Below are 15719 nucleotides of genomic sequence, written 5' to 3' on the forward strand. Positions count from 1 at the left end.
GCGCGCCACGCTGTACGCCCTACTGAACGGGGGCCACATGAGACAGATCCGTATCATCGATTCGCACACCGGCGGTGAACCTACCCGCTTGGTGGTATCCGGCTTTCCCGAGCTGGGCCCTGGCACCATGGCCGAGCGCTTGCAACGGTTGCGCAGTGAGCATGACCCTTGGCGCAGGGCCTGCGTGCTCGAGCCGCGGGGCAACGACGTGCTGGTGGGTGCATTGTTGTGTACGCCGCAACAGGCCGACGCCAGCGCGGGGGTTATTTTTTTCAACAACACGGGCTATTTGGGCATGTGCGGCCACGGCACCATTGGCTTGGTACGCTCGCTGCATCACCTGGGCCGGATAACCCCGGGGGTGCACCTGATCGAAACGCCAGTGGGCCCGGTGCAGGCCACGCTGCACCCAGACCTCACCGTGAGTGTGCGTAATGTGCCGGCCTACCGCTACCGCCAGGGGGTGAGCGTAGCGGTGGCGGGGCACGGCAACGTGACCGGCGACATCGCCTGGGGTGGCAACTGGTTTTTTTTGGTTAACGACCACGGCCAGCGCATTGCCGCGGATAACGTCGAGGCACTGACGGCATTTGCCTGGGCCGTGCGCCAGGGCTTGGAAGCAGCGGGCATCCGCGGCGCCGAAGGTGGCGTAATCGACCATATCGAGCTGTTCGCCAGCGATGAACAGGCCGATAGCCGCAACTTCGTGCTGTGCCCGGGCAAAGCCTACGACCGCTCGCCTTGTGGCACCGGCACCAGTGCCAAGCTGGCATGCCTGGCCGCCGACGGCAAGCTTGCGGCCGGCGAGCCGTGGCGCCAAGCCAGTGTTATTGGCAGCCAGTTTACGGCCAGTTACGCCTGGGAGAGCGAGCAGTTGATCCCGACCTTGCGCGGCAGTGCGTACATCACCGCTGACGCCACGTTGTTGATCGACGACGCCGACCCGTTCGCCTGGGGCATTGGGCCGTGACCACGCAGGCCATCGTGATCGGCGCCGGTATCGTCGGCGCTGCCTGTGCCGCCGCCTTGGCCCAGCGCGGCGCCAAGGTGCTGGTGCTCGACGACGGCCGTGGCGGCGCTACCGGTGCCGGGATGGGCCACCTGGTGGCGATGGACGATAACCCCGCGGAGTTGGCCTTGACCCATTATTCGTTGGGCCTGTGGCAGGGGCTGCGGGCGCAGTTGCCCGAGCGCTGCGCCTATCGGGGTTGCGGCACCCTGTGGTTGGCCGCCGACGAACAGGAAATGGCCCTGGCCATGGGTAAGCAGGCGCTATTGGCCGAGCAGGGGGTGGCCAGCGAAGCCCTCGGCACCCAGCGCCTGGCCCAACTTGAACCCATGCTGCGCGCGGGCCTGGCCGGGGCGTTGAAAGTACCCGGCGACGCCATCGTTTATGCTCCTGCCGCTGCGGCCTGGCTGTTGCAACAGGCCGCGGGCGTTACCCTGCGCCCGGCCACGGTGCAAGCGGTACAAGGCCGCCAGGTAACCCTGCAGGGCGGCGAACGGCTGGCGGCCGACATCGTGGTGCTGGCCAATGGCTTTGGCGCCAAGGCGCTGCTGCCAGCGCTGGCGCTACGGCCGAAAAAGGGCCACCTGTTGATCACCGATCGTTACCCAGGACGGGTAAGCCACCAACTGGTGGAGTTGGGGTACGCCGCCAGCGCCCACCACAGCGAGGGCACCTCGGTGGCGTTCAACGTGCAGGCCCGGCCTACCGGGCAACTGCTGGTCGGCTCGTCGCGCCAGTTCGATACCCTTGAAACGCGCGTGGAGCCGGCGGTGCTGGCGCGCATGTTGGCGCGTGCCGTGGCTTACCTGCCCGCGCTTGCCGGGCTCAATGCCATCCGCGCCTGGACCGGTTTTCGCGCGGCCACGCCCGATGGCTTGCCTATGTTGGGCGAGCACCCGGAGCAACCGGGGCTGTGGTTGGCGCTCGGCCATGAGGGCCTGGGGGTGACCACCGCGCCGGGCAGCGCGCAGCTACTGTGCGCGCTGATGTTCGGCAACGCCCCGCTGATCGACGCTCGGCCTTACGCCCCTGGGCGCTTCGCTGAGGGCCAGGCGGCATGATCATCTACCTCGACCAACACGCCGTCGAAGTGCCCGGCGGCATCACCGTGGCTGCGGCCTTGGCCTATGCCGGTTCATCGGCCAGCCGCCGTTCCTGCACCGGCCAGCACCGGGCGCCGTTTTGTGGCATGGGGGTGTGCCAAGAGTGCCGCATGCAGATCGACGGCCAACGCCGCTTGGCCTGCCAAACCCTATGCCGGCCCGGCATGCAGGTGGAGCGCAGCGGATGAACGATTGGGTGGACCATTGCGACTTGCTGATCGTAGGCGCTGGGCCAGCTGGCCTCAGTGCAGCCCAGGCCGCCGCCGAAGCCGGGGTGGCGGCGGTGGTGCTCGATGATAACCCGCGCCCCGGCGGCCAAGTGTGGCGCCATGGCCCAGGTTTCGCGCCCCCACGGCCTGCCCGCCCATTGCTGTCAACCTTGGCCCGGCCCCCGCTGAGGTACCTGCCGGGTACGCGGATCGTCGATGCGCCCGAACCCGGCGTGCTGCTGGTGGAAGACGAACAGCGCGGGTGGTTGCTGCGTTATCGGCAGTTGATTCTGTGTTGTGGCGCGCGGGAGCTGCTGCTGCCGTTCCCAGGTTGGACACTGCCCGGTGTGACCGGGGTGGGTGCCTTGCAGGCGCTGGTCAAAGGCGGCATGCCCCTGCGCGGTGAACGCGTGGTGGTCGCCGGCAGCGGGCCACTGTTGTTGGCCAGCGCTGCCACCGCGCGCCAGGCCGGGGCCACCGTGGTGGGCATGTTCGAGCAGGCACCATTAAGCCAGGTGCGGCGCTTTGCGCTGAACCTCTGGCGCTGGCCGGGCAAGGCGGCCCAGGCCGCAGCTTTGGCCCGCCGGGGTTACCGGCCAGGGGCTTGGGTGGTCGAGGCGCTGGGTACCGATGCCCTGCAAGCGGTGCGGGTACAGACCAACGGCCGCGTGCGCACCCTGGTGTGTGACCGCCTGGCCTGCGCCTTCGGCCTGGTGGCGAACACTGAACTGGCGAGCATGCTCGGTTGCCAGCTCAGTGCCGGCACCGTGGCGGTGGGCGCTGGCCAGCGTACCAGTGTCGAGGGCGTGTACGCCGCTGGCGAATGCACTGGGGTCGGTGGCAATGAACTGGCCCGTGTCGAAGGCCGCATCGCCGGCCTCACCGCCACCGGCCGCCATGCCGAGGCGGCGGCACTGGCGGGCCGGCACCGGCGCTGGCAAGCGTTTGCCCGGCAGCTTCAGGCCAGCTTCGAACTGAACCCGGCCATCGCCCAATTGGCGCGGCCGGACACCTTGTTGTGCCGCTGCGAAGACGTAAGCGTGGCCGAGGTCGCTGGCCACACGGGCTGGGCCCAGGCCAAGCTGCACACTCGCTGTGGCATGGGCGCTTGCCAGGGGCGGGTGTGCGGCACCGCGGCCCGGGCCCTGTTCGGTTGGGGGCCGGGCAACCCGCGCGCGCCCTTGGTGCCGGCGCGGGTGGCTACATTGGGGGTATACGGCACGGGAGGCACGGGGGATGACTGAGGCAGCATTGCAAGGGGTTTACGCCGGGTTCGCGAGCCACTGCGGCCAGGGGCTTGAAGGTTTGCTCGCGGCGCTCGCGCCGATTTTGCCATTGCTCGACGCCGTGCCCAATACCGTGTTCTTCATCAAGGATGCCCAGGCCCGGTACTTGGCGGCCAACCTCACCCTGGCCCAGCGCTGTGGTTTCAAAAGCGTACAGGCGTTGCTGGGAAAAACCAGCGCCCAGGTGTTTCCCGCGCCGTTGGGCGCACGTTACACCGCCCAGGACCACCGCGTGCTGCACAGCGCCCTGGTGCTGCAAGGGCAGCTCGAACTGCACCTGTATCGCAGCCGCGAGCCTGGTTGGTGCCTGACCCACAAACGGCCCTTGCTCGCCGCCAATGGCGAGGTGCTCGGCATGGCGGGGATTTCCGTGGACCTGCAGGCCACGCGCGACAACCACCCTGCCTACCAGCGCCTGGCGGCGGTCGACGACTACATCCGCGACCATTACAACCAGCCCATCGCCCTGGAGCGCCTAATGGCCTTGGCAGGGATGTCGGCGGCGCAGTTGGAGCGCTATTGCAAGCGCATCTTCCACCTCACCCCGCGGCAGATGATCCATAAGGTGCGGTTGGAGCATGCCCACCGCTTGTTACTGACCGCCATGCCTATCACCGAGGTGGCCCTGCTGTGCGGCTACACCGACCATAGCGCCTTCAGCCGGCAGTTCAAGGCGCTCACCGGTGTATCGCCCAGCCAGTACCGGGGCGCCATGGCGGGGAATGCCGCCGAGGGGTAAGGGGGGGCGGGTACGGGCGCCGCTAAGCACCCTTGGCGGAAAGCCCCTCGCCAGCAACGCCCATTGTTGTTTATTTTCGAGGTACCAACGCCTGGAAATGTCCATGGTGAACGCATGGCGGCGGAACTCCGGACTGCGTAGCGTCTCAATACTTCACATCATTGGCCAGGCGCGCCGGCCGTGCGAGGCCCGCGCGGTATCGAGCAGGGGCGGCGTTGCTTGGCGCCTACGTGTAAAGGAGGTTCAATGGACAGCTACCATGTGACGCATGCCGACAATCACTGGGTATTGAAAAAGGCCGGAACAGCCGCGGTGATATTGCAGGCACCCACCAAAGACGCACTGGTCCAGCAACTGCACACGCATTTTGCCAAGACGCCGGTTTCGGTGAGAATCCATAAGCTTGATGGCACGATCGAGGAGGAGCGTACCTATCCTCGCTCAGCCGACCCGCGCGGTAGCAAGGGCTAAAGCACTAGGCCGTGCTCTGCCGGTCAGCTGTCACGTAAGGTGCGTTCACGCAGTTGCGCGGTTTCGTCGGCCCAGAACAGCAGTTTGCCGGCCACCCGTGCGGACACCGGCACGCCGTCACGGAACACCACACGGTTACCGGCCACGGCGGGCACCTTCTGCCCCGGCAGCAGGGTGCCGACCAAATTGAGCGGGTCTACCGCGCTCACGCTTACCAGTGTGCCGGCCTCCGGCCGCTGGCGCACTTCACGCAGCAATGCCACGGCTTCGGGCAGGGCGAATTGCTCACCGGCAAGCCCGGCGACGAAGCGCCCGCCACGCACCTCGCCGCGGGCCTCAAGGCGGTGGAAGGTGCGCAGTAGCTCGCGCCAGGGCGGCAGCCAGTCGCCCTCGCGCTCGAGCAGGCGCCAGAACACCACCCCATAGCGGCGCAGCAAGGTCTTGGCCACCGCTTCGAGCTGGTCGGCGCGCTCAACCGGCGCCCCGGGCGGGCGCAGCAGGGACCAGCGCCCCGCGTCGTCCATGCCGCCGGCAAAGGCACCCCGGCCACGCCGGGGGCTACGCGCCTGGCGGCGGCTGGCCGGGGTGACCAAGGCGCGCAACCCGGCAAAACTGTCGGCGCTGACCATGCCGGCGGCCACTAACTCTTGCAAGGCGTTTTCCAGTTCGCTGGGTAACAGCCGTGCTTCGCTTTGCAGTTCGTCGAAAAACAGCGCCCCTTGGGTGTGCAAGGCATCGGCGACGCGCTGGGCCCGTGGCGACACCTGTGGCGGTTGGGCGGCGGCACTGAGCTGGCGCCAAACACTGAGGCGGCTGCGCGGCAGCAGCAACATCGGTGTGCTGCGCAGCGTGTTGGTGGGTGCCTTGCCGCTGGGGTTGGGCCGCAGCCACACGCTGCGGCCGTTACGGCAGGCGTCATCGAGCCAGTTGAAGCTGTAGCCCTGCAAACGCGGGGCGAGCAGTTCACCCTCCCAACTCGCGGCCGGCGCGCTAAAGCCTTCAAGTTGCTCCAGCACCTCGCCTAGCGCCTGTTGGCCTTGCAAGCGGGGTTCCAGGTGCTGCCAGGCAAAGCTGAAACGCATGAACTGCTGCAACGACACCGGCTCGATTTCCCGGCGCAAGCGCTTGACGGTATAACGATGGATGCGCGCCAGCAGGTGGCGCTCGCACCACTGGGTTTCAAAGATGCCAGGCAAGAACTGCCCCCGCAGCACATAACCCTCGCCTTCCAGCCGGGCCAAGGCCTGTTCCGCCATGGCCGCCGGCAATTGCAGGGGGGCGCTCACCTCGCCCAAGCGCTGCGGCCCGAAGCCACTTAGCCGGGCGCGTAGTAACTCAACGGCGGCATCGTCGCCCGCCGGTGCGCTGTCGAAGCCAGGCAAGGGTGCCAAAGCCGGAGCCATCAACGCCTGCGGGTAGAGCGTGCGCAGCAACGGCAGGCGCTCTATGGCAAACCACAGGCCGTGGCCTGGCGCCACTTGTAGGCGGCTGGCCCGGCCGGCCTTGGCCAATGCCGCCAGCCAGCCCGGCCAGCATTGCTGGCGTTCAGCCTCGGCCTGGGTGACTGCCCCCAGCATCATCAGCGCTTCATGCATTTCGTCGGGGTTGTTCGGCTGCGGCCAGGCTTCTTCGGCCACCGCGCTGATGGCCGCGGCGTCCAGCGCACCCAGGTCGTCGGCCGCCGCCGGGTCGCTCCAGCGCCGCGCCAGCACCGCCTGGGTGCGCCGTTCTTCCAGCGGCGCATCGTCCAAAAAGGCATAGGGCCGTGCGTTGAGAATCGCCGCCGCCAGTGGCGAAGGCGCCGGCAGGTCGCGGCAAATCAACCGCAGTTCACCGCGTTCCATGCGCCGCAGCAAGGCTAGCCAAGCCTCGGCGTCCAGTGCTTCGTGCAAGCAGTCATCCAGGGTTTGCGCCACCAGCGGGTGGTCGGGAATGTCGCGCTCGCCCACGATGTTCTCCAGGCAGGCGATCTGGTCGGGGAACACCTGGGCGATCAAATCTTCGCTTTTCATCCGCTGCAACTGCGGCGCCACCTTGCGCCCGCCGGTGTAGCGCGGCAAGGCCAGCGCGGTCGAGGCGTTCCAGCGCCAGCGCACGCCGAACAGCGGGGCATCGAGCACCGCCTGGATAAGCACGTGTTCGGCGCTGTTGGCGTTAAGGTAACGCCAAACCTCTTCTAGGGCGAAGCTGTGGCTGGTAGACAACGAGAGCACGATGGCGTCTTCACTGGCGGCCGCTTGCAGTTCGAAATTGAACGTGCGGCAAAAGCGCTTGCGCAAGGCCAGGCCCCAGGCGCGGTTCACCCGGCTGCCGAAGGGGGTGTGAATCACCAGCTGGGTTGCGCCGGACTCATCGAAAAACCGTTCCATGATCAGCGTACCCTGCGATGGCAAGGCGCCCAGCGCCTGGTGGGTGCGGCCCAGGTAATCGGCCAATTGCTCGGCGCTGGCGGCATCCAACCCCAGTTCATCGCGCAGCCAGGTGCACGCCCGCTCCAATTGCCCGGGGTGGGCGGCCAGCAGGCTGTCCAGTTGGGCTTGCAGGCGCGCCACCGAAGCGCTCAGTTCGTCGCTGCGCCCCGGGGCCTCGCCGAGCCAGAATGGGATGTTCGGTGCCATGCCGTGGGCGTCTTCGACCCGTACCCGGCCGCTTTCCACACGCAGGATGCGATAGGCGATATTGCCCAGTTGGAATACATCACCGGCGATGCTCTCCACGGCGAAGTCTTCATTGACGGTGCCGATGTTCAAGCCCTGCGGTTCGAGCACTACGCTGTAATCGGCGTTGTCCGGGATGGTGCCGCCGCTGGTGACGGCCGTCAGTTGGCTGCCGCGCCGGCCGCGCAGGGTGCCGGCCACCGCGTCGCGGTGCAGGTAGGCGCCGCGTACACCCAGGCGGCCGGCATAGCCTTCGGCCAAGGTGCGCAGCAAGCCCTGGTAGCTGTCGAAGGCCAGCTCGCGGTAGGGCATGGCCTGGCGCAAAGTGTCGAACAACGCCTGCTCGCTCCACTCCTGGCAGCTCACCTCGGCGATGACCTGCTGGGCCAGCACGTCCAGCGGCGCACGTGGGATGTGCAGTTCGTCGAGCTCGCCGCGGCGCACGCAGTCCAGCAGCGCCGCGCATTCGATCAGGTCGTCGCGTGAGGTGGCGAACAGCCGGCCCTTGGGCGTTCCGCCCACCTGGTGGCCGGAACGCCCCACCCGTTGCAGAAACGCTGCGATCGAACGCGGCGACGCGATCTGGCACACCAGGTCGACCTCGCCGATATCGATGCCCAGCTCCAATGAGGCGGTGGCCACCAGCACCTGCAGTTCACCGGCCTTGAGCCGCTGCTCGGCGGCCAGCCGCTGCTCTTTGGCCAAGCTGCCGTGGTGCGCGGCCACGGCCTCGCGGCCCAGGCGGTCAGACAAATGCCGCGCCAGGCGCTCGGCCAGGCGGCGGGTGTTGACGAATACCAGGGTGGTGCGGTGCTCGCGGGCCAGTTGCGCCAGGCGGTCGTAGACCAATTCCCACACATCGTTGGCCATCACCGCGCCCAGCGGCACGGGCGGCACTTCAATGGCCAAATCCCGTGGGCGGCTGTGGCCCACATCGACGATCCGGCACGGCCGCTGCCCACCCACCAAAAAATGCGCCACCCGTTCAATTGGCGATTGCGTGGCCGACAAGCCGATGCGCCGCAGCGGGCGCCCACACAGCGCTTGCAGGCGCTCCAGGGTCAGCGCCAGATGGCTGCCGCGCTTGCTCGCCGCCACGGCGTGGATCTCATCGACGATCACCGTGCCCACGGTAGCCAGCATCCGCCTACCACTGGCCGAACCCAGTAACACGTACAGCGACTCCGGCGTGGTCACCAACACGTGTGGCGCTTGCTTGCGCAGGCTGGCGCGTTCCTTTTGTGGGGTGTCGCCGGTGCGCACGGCGGTGCGGATCACCGGTGCCGGCAGGCCCATGCCGGCCAGTTGCTCGGTAATCCCTGCCAGCGGGCGCTGCAGGTTGAGCTGGATGTCGTTGGACAACGCCTTGAGTGGGGACACATACACCACGTAGGTTTCGTCGGCCAGTTGGCCACCGGCGGCCAACCCTTGGCACACCAACTCGTCGAGCACGGCGAGGAATGCCGTCAGGGTTTTACCGGAACCAGTGGGCGCGGCGATCAGCGTCGACTCACCGGCCTGGATCAACGGCCAGGCGCGGGCCTGCGCTTCGGTCACACCGGCGAAGGTGGCATCGAACCAGCCGCTGACGGCCGGGTGGAAGGCGGCCAGGGCAGGGTTTTTCAAGGCGGGAGAGGGCATGCCCCTTTTATGCGGGCGCGCGGGGGCGGATGCAAGGTCGTTGGTCGGATTGGCCGCCGGCTGGCGGCACGCTTGAGCCACCCGCCGCCGGGCGTGACCACCGCTTAGCGCTCGCGCATCGCCTCGGTGCGCGCCTTGAGCACCGGCTTGAGCAGGTAATCGAGCACGCTCTTCTCCCCGGTGATGATGTCTACCGTGGCGGTCATCCCCGGGATGATCAACAGCGGCTTGGCGTCGCCGCCAAGATGGTTTTTGTCGGTGCGCACCTGGATCATATAAAAGGCGTTGCCTTTGTCATCGGTCACGGTGTCGGCGCTGATCAATTCCAGCTTGCCCTTGAGCCCGCCATAGATGGTGTAGTCATAGGCGCTGAACTTGACCATGGCAGGTTGGCCGGGATGCAGGAAGGCGATGTCTTGTGGGCGTACCCGCGCCTCGACCAACAGGTTGTCTTCCACCGGAACCACTTCGACCATGTCACTGCCCGGCTGCACTACGCCGCCGACGGTGTTCACCTTGAGGGTTTTGATGATGCCCTTGACCGGCGATACCACGGTGGTGCGGTTGACCCGGTCGTCGATGGCCAGCGTGTTGGCGGTGAGCTTGTTGAGGTCGGTGCGCTTCTGGTTCAGCTCCTTGGCAGCGTCGGAGCGGAAGGTCATCTGCGATTCCTGCAGCTTGCTTTTGATTTCATTCATCGCCGCTTCTGCCCGTGGCACGGCCAATGTGGTGGCGTCGAGCTGGCCGCGTAGTTCTACGCTGGTGCGGCGCAGGCGCAAGATTTCGACCGGGGACACCGCGCCCCGCTGCACCAGTGGCTCGGACATGTTCAGTTCTTGCTGCAACAGCCCAAGGCTGGAGCGGTATTGGTCGGCCTTGGAACGAAACTCGGCCAGTTCCTGGGTTTTTTGCCGCAGTTGTTCGTTCAGGGTGTTCTGTTCGCTGGCTTGGCGGCCTTGGCGGGCGCGGTACAGGGTCATTTCATCGGTGGCCACCTGGGGGGCATGCTCGGTCACTTCCGTGGGCACGACGAAAGGTTGGCCATTGGCTTCGGCCTCCAGGCGTGCCACCTGGGCCATCAGGCCATAGCGGTCGGCGGTGTTTTCGCCCAGGTTGGATTGAAAACGGGTGTCGTCCAGGCGCAGCAGGGTTGCGCCCTTGTCGACCAATTGCCCTTCGTGCACGAATATTTCGCTGACGATGCCGCCTTCCAGGTTCTGGATCACCTGCACCTTACTCGAAGGGATGGCCTTGCCTTCGCCCATGGTGACTTCCTGCAGCACGGCGAACTTGGCCCACACCAGCGCGCTGCTCAGCAAGGCCGCGGCCAGCCATACGATCAACCGCGAGCGGCGTGGGGTGTCTTGCAAGGTGGCGCTGGCCAGTGCCGGCAGGTAGTCGCTTTCGGCGGTTTTGCCAAAGCTTGAGAAATAACCGCGCAGGGCGTTGGGTGTGCGGCTCATGCTGTTCTCCTTCACAGGCCCGCCGCCTGGCCGACGCGGCCCTTGCGCAGGGCTTCGATCACGGTGTCTTTGGGCCCGTCGGCCACGATCTGGCCGTTGTCGAGCACGATCAGCCGGTCGACCAGGCTCAACAGCGACATGCGGTGGGTCACCAGCAGCAATGTTTTGCCCGGCAGCCATGTATGCAGCCGCTGGCGCAGAGCGTCTTCGCTGCTGTTGTCCATATGGCTGGTGGGTTCGTCGAGCACCATCAGCGGTGGTTCGAGCAGCATTGCCCGGGCCAGCAACACGGCTTGGCGTTGGCCGCCGGAAAGCAGTTGGCCACGCTCGCCGACCGGCCGGTCATAACCCCGTGGGTGCAGCCGGGCCAACTCACTGGCGCCGGTCAGCTCGGCCACTTCGAGCATGCGCGCATCGCTCACATAGCGGGCGCCGAGGGTAAGGTTGTCGCGCAGGCTGCCCGACAGTAGCGGCAAGTCATGGGCCACATAGCCCACCTGTTGGCGCAGGTCGGCCACGTCGAGCTGGCGCAGGTCCAGGCCATCGGCGAGCAGGCGCCCGTGCTCGGGCTCATAGAAGCCCATGATCAGCCGTGCCAAGGTGCTTTTGCCCGACCCGCTACGGCCGATCACGCCCACCCGTTCGCCCGCGCGCAGGCTGAAGGTCACATCGCGCAGGGCCGGGGTGTCTTGCCCGGCATAGCGAAAGCTCACCCCTTCGGCCGCCAGGGCACCGGTGAGCTGTGGCCGCTCCAGGGTGCGTTTTTGCGTGTCGCGCTCCTGTGGCAGGGTCATCAGGCCGTCCGTGCTGCGCATGGTCAACTGCGCCTGCTGGTAACGGGTGATTAAACCGGCGATTTGCCCCAATGGCGCGAGCACCCGGCTCCCGAGCATATAGCTGGCGACCAGCGCGCCGACGCTCATATTGCCGGCGATGATGCTGTAAACACCGGCCACGATGGTGGCCATGCCGCAGAATTGCTGGATGAACAACGTGCCATTGGTGGCCATCGCCGACAGTTGCCGGCCGTGGGCCTCAAGCTTGGCCAGGGCGCCATGGGTGTTTTCCCAACGGTATTGCCGTTCGCTCTCGGCGCCGCAAGCCTTGAGGGTTTCCAGGCCGCCCAAGGTCTCGATCAGCAGTGCCTGGCGCTCGGCGCCCAAGGCCAGGCTGCGCTGCACGGTATCGCGCAGCCGCGCTTGGATGAAGAACGCAAACGCCACGGTGACCGGGAAGGCGACCAGCGGGATGATCACCAGCCAGCCGCCAAGCAGCCCGATCACCAGTAGCATCAGGGCGGCGAAGGGTAAGTCGATCAGGCTGGTGAGGGTCACCGCGGTGAGGAACTCGCGAAGGCCCTGGAAGTCATGGATACTTTGCGCAAAGCCCCCTATGGTGGCGGGCCGCGCCTTGAGCGCCATGCCGGTGATGCGTTCGAACAGCGTCGCCGAGAGGATCAGGTCGGTTTTTTTTCCGGCCTGGTCGAGCAGGTGCGCGCGGGTCACCCGCAGCACCAGTTCGAAAGCGGTTCCCACCAGCAAACCAATGGCCAGCACCCACAAGGTGGAGGTGGCTTGGTTAGGCACTACCCGGTCGTAGGTTTGCATCACGAACAGGGGCACCATCAGGCCCAGGGCATTGATCAACAGGCTGGCCAACAGCGCGTCGGCGTACAGCCACCGCGACAGCTTCAAGGTGTCGCGGAACCACGCGGTTACCCGCGGCATCAGCGGGCTGCGGGCGTCTTCCAAGGCGTGCCGTGGGCGCGCGAACAATGCTTCGCCGCTGTAGGCGGCGGCCAGTTCTTCCCGGCTTACCCATTGCTCGCCGCCTTGTGCCTCGCAGGGCAGGATCAACGCCCTGCCGTCGTTTTCCAGGCGTTGCAATACGGCGCAGGCGCCGTCGTTCAGCAGCAATAGCAGCGGCAGGTTCAGCGGCGATATCTGTTCCAGCGGCCGGCGCAGCAGGCGCCCCTGTAGGTTGGCCCGTGCCGCGGCGCGCACCAGCGTGTCTTTACCCAGGCGCTGATGTTGCAACGGTAGGCCTGCGCTGAGGCTGGCACGGCTGGCGGGCAGGCCGTGCAGCTTGCACAGGATAAGCAGGCCGTCGAGTAATGGGTCATCGAAATTCAGCCGGGGGTCGTGCCCCTGGCTCGCGCCCTGTAGAGTGGACATCGCCAAAACTTCCTTGCCGGATGGCATTAAAACAGCATCAAAAAGCCATCTAATCTGCGATCAGAACCCTGTGCTCGGTGGAGGTTCCCGGCGGTGCTATGTGCCATAGGGCTGCACGCGGGGCCCCCGTTGCGGGGGCATTTGGGTTCAGCGCATCGCGGGCAGGTGTGCGTCGCTTTTCACTTCGCTGGTGGCGACCGCTTCGACCGGCAACACGGTTTGGGTCTTGGGCAGCAATTGGCCCATATTGGCCAGCACGCGGTACATCGAGTATTCCTCGGTGTAGCGCACTTCCACGTAGCGGCGGTTGGCGTTGTACAGCTCGTTTTCGCTGTCGAGCACGTCGAGCAGGGTGCGCTGGCCCAGGCCAAATTGGTCTTGGTAGGCTGCCCTGACGCGGGTGGTGGTTTCGGCGTATTCACGTGCGGTCGGGGTTTGGATGCGGGCGTTTTCCATCGCATGCCAGCTCAGCGACATGTTCTCGTTAAGCGTACGCAGGGCATTGTTGCGGATGTCCATCGCCTGGTTGATGCGGTGGGCGTTGCCTTGCAGGCGCGCTTTGTCGCTGCCGCCATGGAACAGGTTGTAGCTGACCGCCACACCGGCCCGCCAGTCATTGGCGTGGCCTTCCTCCCCGGAAATGTTGTCGTTGGCACCTACCGCCAATTCGGCATCTACGCGGGGGTAGAACGGTGACTTGGACTCCTCGTACTGCTGCTCGGCGGCCTGTACGTCGGCTTGGGCCGACTTGAGGTAGGGGTTACTGTCTTGCATCGCCTGCCGCGCTTGCTCCAGGTCCTGGGGCAGGGCGGTGCGAATCGAGGTAGGTTCTTCCAGCTCATCGGGCATGCGGCCGATGGCGCTGTAGAAATTTGCCTCGGCATCGGCCAAGTCTACCAAAGCGGTTTGGTAGTTGTTCTCGGCCAATGCTCGGCGTGCGCGGGATTGGTCGGCGTCGGCACTGCTGCCCACGCCTCGCTCGGTCCGCAGGCCGATCTGGTCGTTGACACGCAGGTGCGCCTGTAAGTTGTTTTTCGCCAGGGTCACTTCCTCGCGGCGCTGCAATACCTGCAGGTAAACCTCTACCGCACGCAGCGCGACGTCTTGTGCCACGCCTTGGGCGTAATACGCCCGGGAGTTGACCACTGCTTGGATGCGGCCCAACTCATACGATGTATTGGCCCCATCGAAGATCATCTGCCGCAAACGCAGCTCCGATTGGGTGTAGTTCAGCGTTTCCCGGTTATGGCCACCGAGTGCGCGCGTGGTGGGCGTATCGGAGCGTTCGCGGCCCCAACCACCGACCAAATCGACACTGGGATAGTAACCGCCCCTGGCAGCCTTGACGTCTTCGTCGGCGGCCAGGCGGCTGTTGATGTTCGATTGCATCTCAGGGTGGTTATCCACCGCCGCCTGGATAGCCTGTTGAAGGTTCATCGCGTGGATTTGAGTGGCGCTCATTGCCAACACGATGGCGCTAAAAAGGGGTGTGAAAACGCGCATCGGGTACTTCTCCATGTGTGTTGTCGTACTGCCTCGCCAATTTATTGACGTATTCTTATAGTCGTCCTGGCGGCGATCGTAACATCAGTTGCGATATTTAATTTCTTTGGCGTTAAGACCATTTCTTCATAAGCGTTATGCAAAAAAAAACTTATGAGCGTTGCGTTGATTCCCGCATTGTGATGTCCCATCAAGCGCCGAATCACCGCGTAACAACGATTCGGTACGCGTTATAAAAGTTCAAAAGAAATTTATGCGCAAAAGTAACAGAGGTGAGGTATTTAAGGGAACGTCGAGCTCGGTAGCCGCCAATAAAATGGCGATATCAATCCAATGGCTTGTTGCTATTATTCGCGCCAGTAAGCCTAATCTTGTTGATTTAATTAGGTTTTTTTTTGCTGCCAGGGAAGCTGTAGTTTTCCGGCACAAGGCCGCTGCGTCGCTCCCTTGAAGACGTTATCCACAGTAGTTTTTGCGCATAGGCCTGATGCCGTCACGGCAATGGAGGAGAGGCAATGGCAAGGTTGGTCGGGGTAGTGAGCAAGGTGATCGGCCAGGTATTCGCGGTGGGGCCGGAGGGTAGCCGGCGCCTGGTCGTCGAAGGGGATCACGTATACGCGGGCGAAAGCCTCGACACCGGTACCGGTGGTGCGGTAGCGGTGGCCTTGCAAGGGGGGGGCGAGCTGACGTTGGGCCGCGGTAGCAGCTTGGAACTGACGCCAGAGCTGCTGGCAGGCCAGGCGCCGCAGTTACATGTTGCCGATGCCACCCCTGATACCGTGCCCGTGACCGACGTCGAGCAATTGCAACAGGCAATCGCCGCGGGTGTCGACCCCACGCAAAACGCCGAACCCACCGCGGCTGGCCCGAGCGCGCCGAGTGCGACCGGTGGCAATACCGCTGGCCCCTTAGGCGGCGGCCACTCCTTCGTGCTGTTGACCGAGGTGGGCGGCAGCGTGGAGCCGGTGGTGGGTTTCTCCACCGAAGGTTTGTCCGCAGCGCAGGTGTTCGCCAACCCCGAAGTGGATGGCAACCCGCGCGCCAGTACGGCGGCAGTGGCCCCGCCCGATAGCCCCGGCACGCCTGTTCCGCCCAGCTCACCTGTCGATAACCCAGTGATCATCAATGCCCTGGACGCCGACGGCGGCGAGCAGAAGGTCTATGAGGCCAACCTGCCGGGCGGCTCGAGCCCTGACGCCGCCGCGCTCACCCGTACTGGCAGCTTTTCCGTCACCGCCGCCGACGGCTTGGCCAACCTCACCATCGATGGGGTCACCGTGCTGGCCAACGGTGCGTTGGTCAGCAGCGCGGTTACAGTCACCGGCCAACTCGGTAACGTGCTGACCATCACCGGCTACGATGCCAGCACCCAAACGCTGACCTACTCGTACACCCTCGCCAATGCTGAAACCCACAACAGTGGGCAAAACGAGCTGTCCGAAGACTTCCACGTGGTGGCCACCG

General features: G+C 65.5%; 11 protein-coding genes. 7 read left to right on the forward strand and 4 right to left on the reverse strand.

What is annotated here, in order from left to right; translation table 11 throughout:
* Window positions 1-37 precede the first annotated feature (37 nt).
* From HAQ05_RS02515 to HAQ05_RS02540, 6 genes are all read left to right on the forward strand, one after another.
* Window positions 38-970: a 4-hydroxyproline epimerase gene (locus HAQ05_RS02515; RefSeq protein WP_190417023.1), complete on the forward strand. Its 933-nt coding sequence runs from the start codon at window positions 38-40 to the stop codon at window positions 968-970.
* Complete coding sequence (locus HAQ05_RS02520) at window positions 967-2070, forward strand: FAD-dependent oxidoreductase (RefSeq protein WP_190417025.1); 1104 nt, start codon at window positions 967-969, stop codon at window positions 2068-2070. The genes HAQ05_RS02515 and HAQ05_RS02520 overlap by 4 nt, the downstream gene beginning before the upstream one ends.
* The gene (locus HAQ05_RS02525) at window positions 2067-2300 is read left to right on the forward strand and encodes a (2Fe-2S)-binding protein (RefSeq protein WP_190417027.1); all 234 of its coding nucleotides are present in this window, start codon (window positions 2067-2069) and stop codon (window positions 2298-2300) included. The genes HAQ05_RS02520 and HAQ05_RS02525 overlap by 4 nt, the downstream gene beginning before the upstream one ends.
* Window positions 2297-3565, forward strand: coding sequence for an NAD(P)/FAD-dependent oxidoreductase (locus HAQ05_RS02530; protein ID WP_190417029.1), 1269 nt, complete (start codon window positions 2297-2299; stop codon window positions 3563-3565). Before HAQ05_RS02525 ends, HAQ05_RS02530 begins: the two co-directional genes overlap by 4 nt.
* Entirely contained in the window at window positions 3558-4346 is a 789-nt protein-coding gene (locus HAQ05_RS02535) for a helix-turn-helix transcriptional regulator (protein ID WP_190417031.1), read from the forward strand. Before HAQ05_RS02530 ends, HAQ05_RS02535 begins: the two co-directional genes overlap by 8 nt.
* 246 nt (window positions 4347-4592) lie before the next feature.
* The gene (locus HAQ05_RS02540; protein ID WP_190417033.1) at window positions 4593-4817 is read left to right on the forward strand and encodes a DUF2188 domain-containing protein; all 225 of its coding nucleotides are present in this window, start codon (window positions 4593-4595) and stop codon (window positions 4815-4817) included.
* A gap of 23 nt (window positions 4818-4840) precedes the next feature.
* On the opposite strand, the gene HAQ05_RS02545 is transcribed toward HAQ05_RS02540, so the two are convergent.
* The 4 genes from HAQ05_RS02545 to HAQ05_RS02560 all read right to left on the reverse strand — a co-directional run bounded on the left by HAQ05_RS02545 (window position 4841) and on the right by HAQ05_RS02560 (window position 14255).
* Window positions 4841-9115, reverse strand: a complete 4275-nt coding sequence (locus HAQ05_RS02545; RefSeq protein ID WP_190417035.1) for a DEAD/DEAH box helicase — start codon at window positions 9113-9115, stop codon at window positions 4841-4843.
* A 104-nt stretch (window positions 9116-9219) separates the two neighbouring features.
* The gene (locus HAQ05_RS02550) at window positions 9220-10578 is read right to left on the reverse strand and encodes an HlyD family type I secretion periplasmic adaptor subunit (protein WP_190417036.1); all 1359 of its coding nucleotides are present in this window, start codon (window positions 10576-10578) and stop codon (window positions 9220-9222) included.
* Window positions 10579-10589: 11 nt separating this feature from the next.
* Window positions 10590-12752, reverse strand: coding sequence for a type I secretion system permease/ATPase (locus HAQ05_RS02555; RefSeq protein ID WP_190417038.1), 2163 nt, complete (start codon window positions 12750-12752; stop codon window positions 10590-10592).
* A 147-nt stretch (window positions 12753-12899) separates the two neighbouring features.
* Entirely contained in the window at window positions 12900-14255 is a 1356-nt protein-coding gene (locus HAQ05_RS02560; RefSeq protein ID WP_190417040.1) for a TolC family outer membrane protein, read from the reverse strand.
* Between the two features lie 515 nt (window positions 14256-14770).
* Between HAQ05_RS02560 and HAQ05_RS02565 the strand changes: the two genes are divergently transcribed.
* The coding region (locus tag HAQ05_RS02565) for a retention module-containing protein (RefSeq protein ID WP_190417045.1) at window positions 14771-15719 on the forward strand (949 nt) is incomplete at its 3' end.

The sequence above is a fragment of the Pseudomonas typographi genome (genome assembly GCF_014694385.1).
Classification (GTDB): Bacteria; Pseudomonadota; Gammaproteobacteria; order Pseudomonadales; family Pseudomonadaceae; genus Aquipseudomonas; species Aquipseudomonas typographi.

Bases quoted from the DNA above. Each gene is read 5' to 3' on its own strand.
- HAQ05_RS02515 (WP_190417023.1), top strand. From the start codon at position 38: ATGAGACAGATCCGTATCATCGATTCGCACACCGGCGGTGAACCTACC.
- HAQ05_RS02525 (WP_190417027.1), top strand. From the start codon at position 2,067: ATGATCATCTACCTCGACCAACACGCCGTCGAAGTGCCCGGCGGCATC.
- HAQ05_RS02530 (WP_190417029.1), top strand. From the start codon at position 2,297: ATGAACGATTGGGTGGACCATTGCGACTTGCTGATCGTAGGCGCTGGG.
- HAQ05_RS02535 (WP_190417031.1), top strand. From the start codon at position 3,558: ATGACTGAGGCAGCATTGCAAGGGGTTTACGCCGGGTTCGCGAGCCAC.
- HAQ05_RS02540 (WP_190417033.1), top strand. From the start codon at position 4,593: ATGGACAGCTACCATGTGACGCATGCCGACAATCACTGGGTATTGAAA.
- HAQ05_RS02545 (WP_190417035.1), bottom strand. From the start codon at position 9,115: ATGCCCTCTCCCGCCTTGAAAAACCCTGCCCTGGCCGCCTTCCACCCG.
- HAQ05_RS02550 (WP_190417036.1), bottom strand. From the start codon at position 10,578: ATGAGCCGCACACCCAACGCCCTGCGCGGTTATTTCTCAAGCTTTGGC.
- HAQ05_RS02555 (WP_190417038.1), bottom strand. From the start codon at position 12,752: ATGTCCACTCTACAGGGCGCGAGCCAGGGGCACGACCCCCGGCTGAAT.
- HAQ05_RS02560 (WP_190417040.1), bottom strand. From the start codon at position 14,255: ATGCGCGTTTTCACACCCCTTTTTAGCGCCATCGTGTTGGCAATGAGC.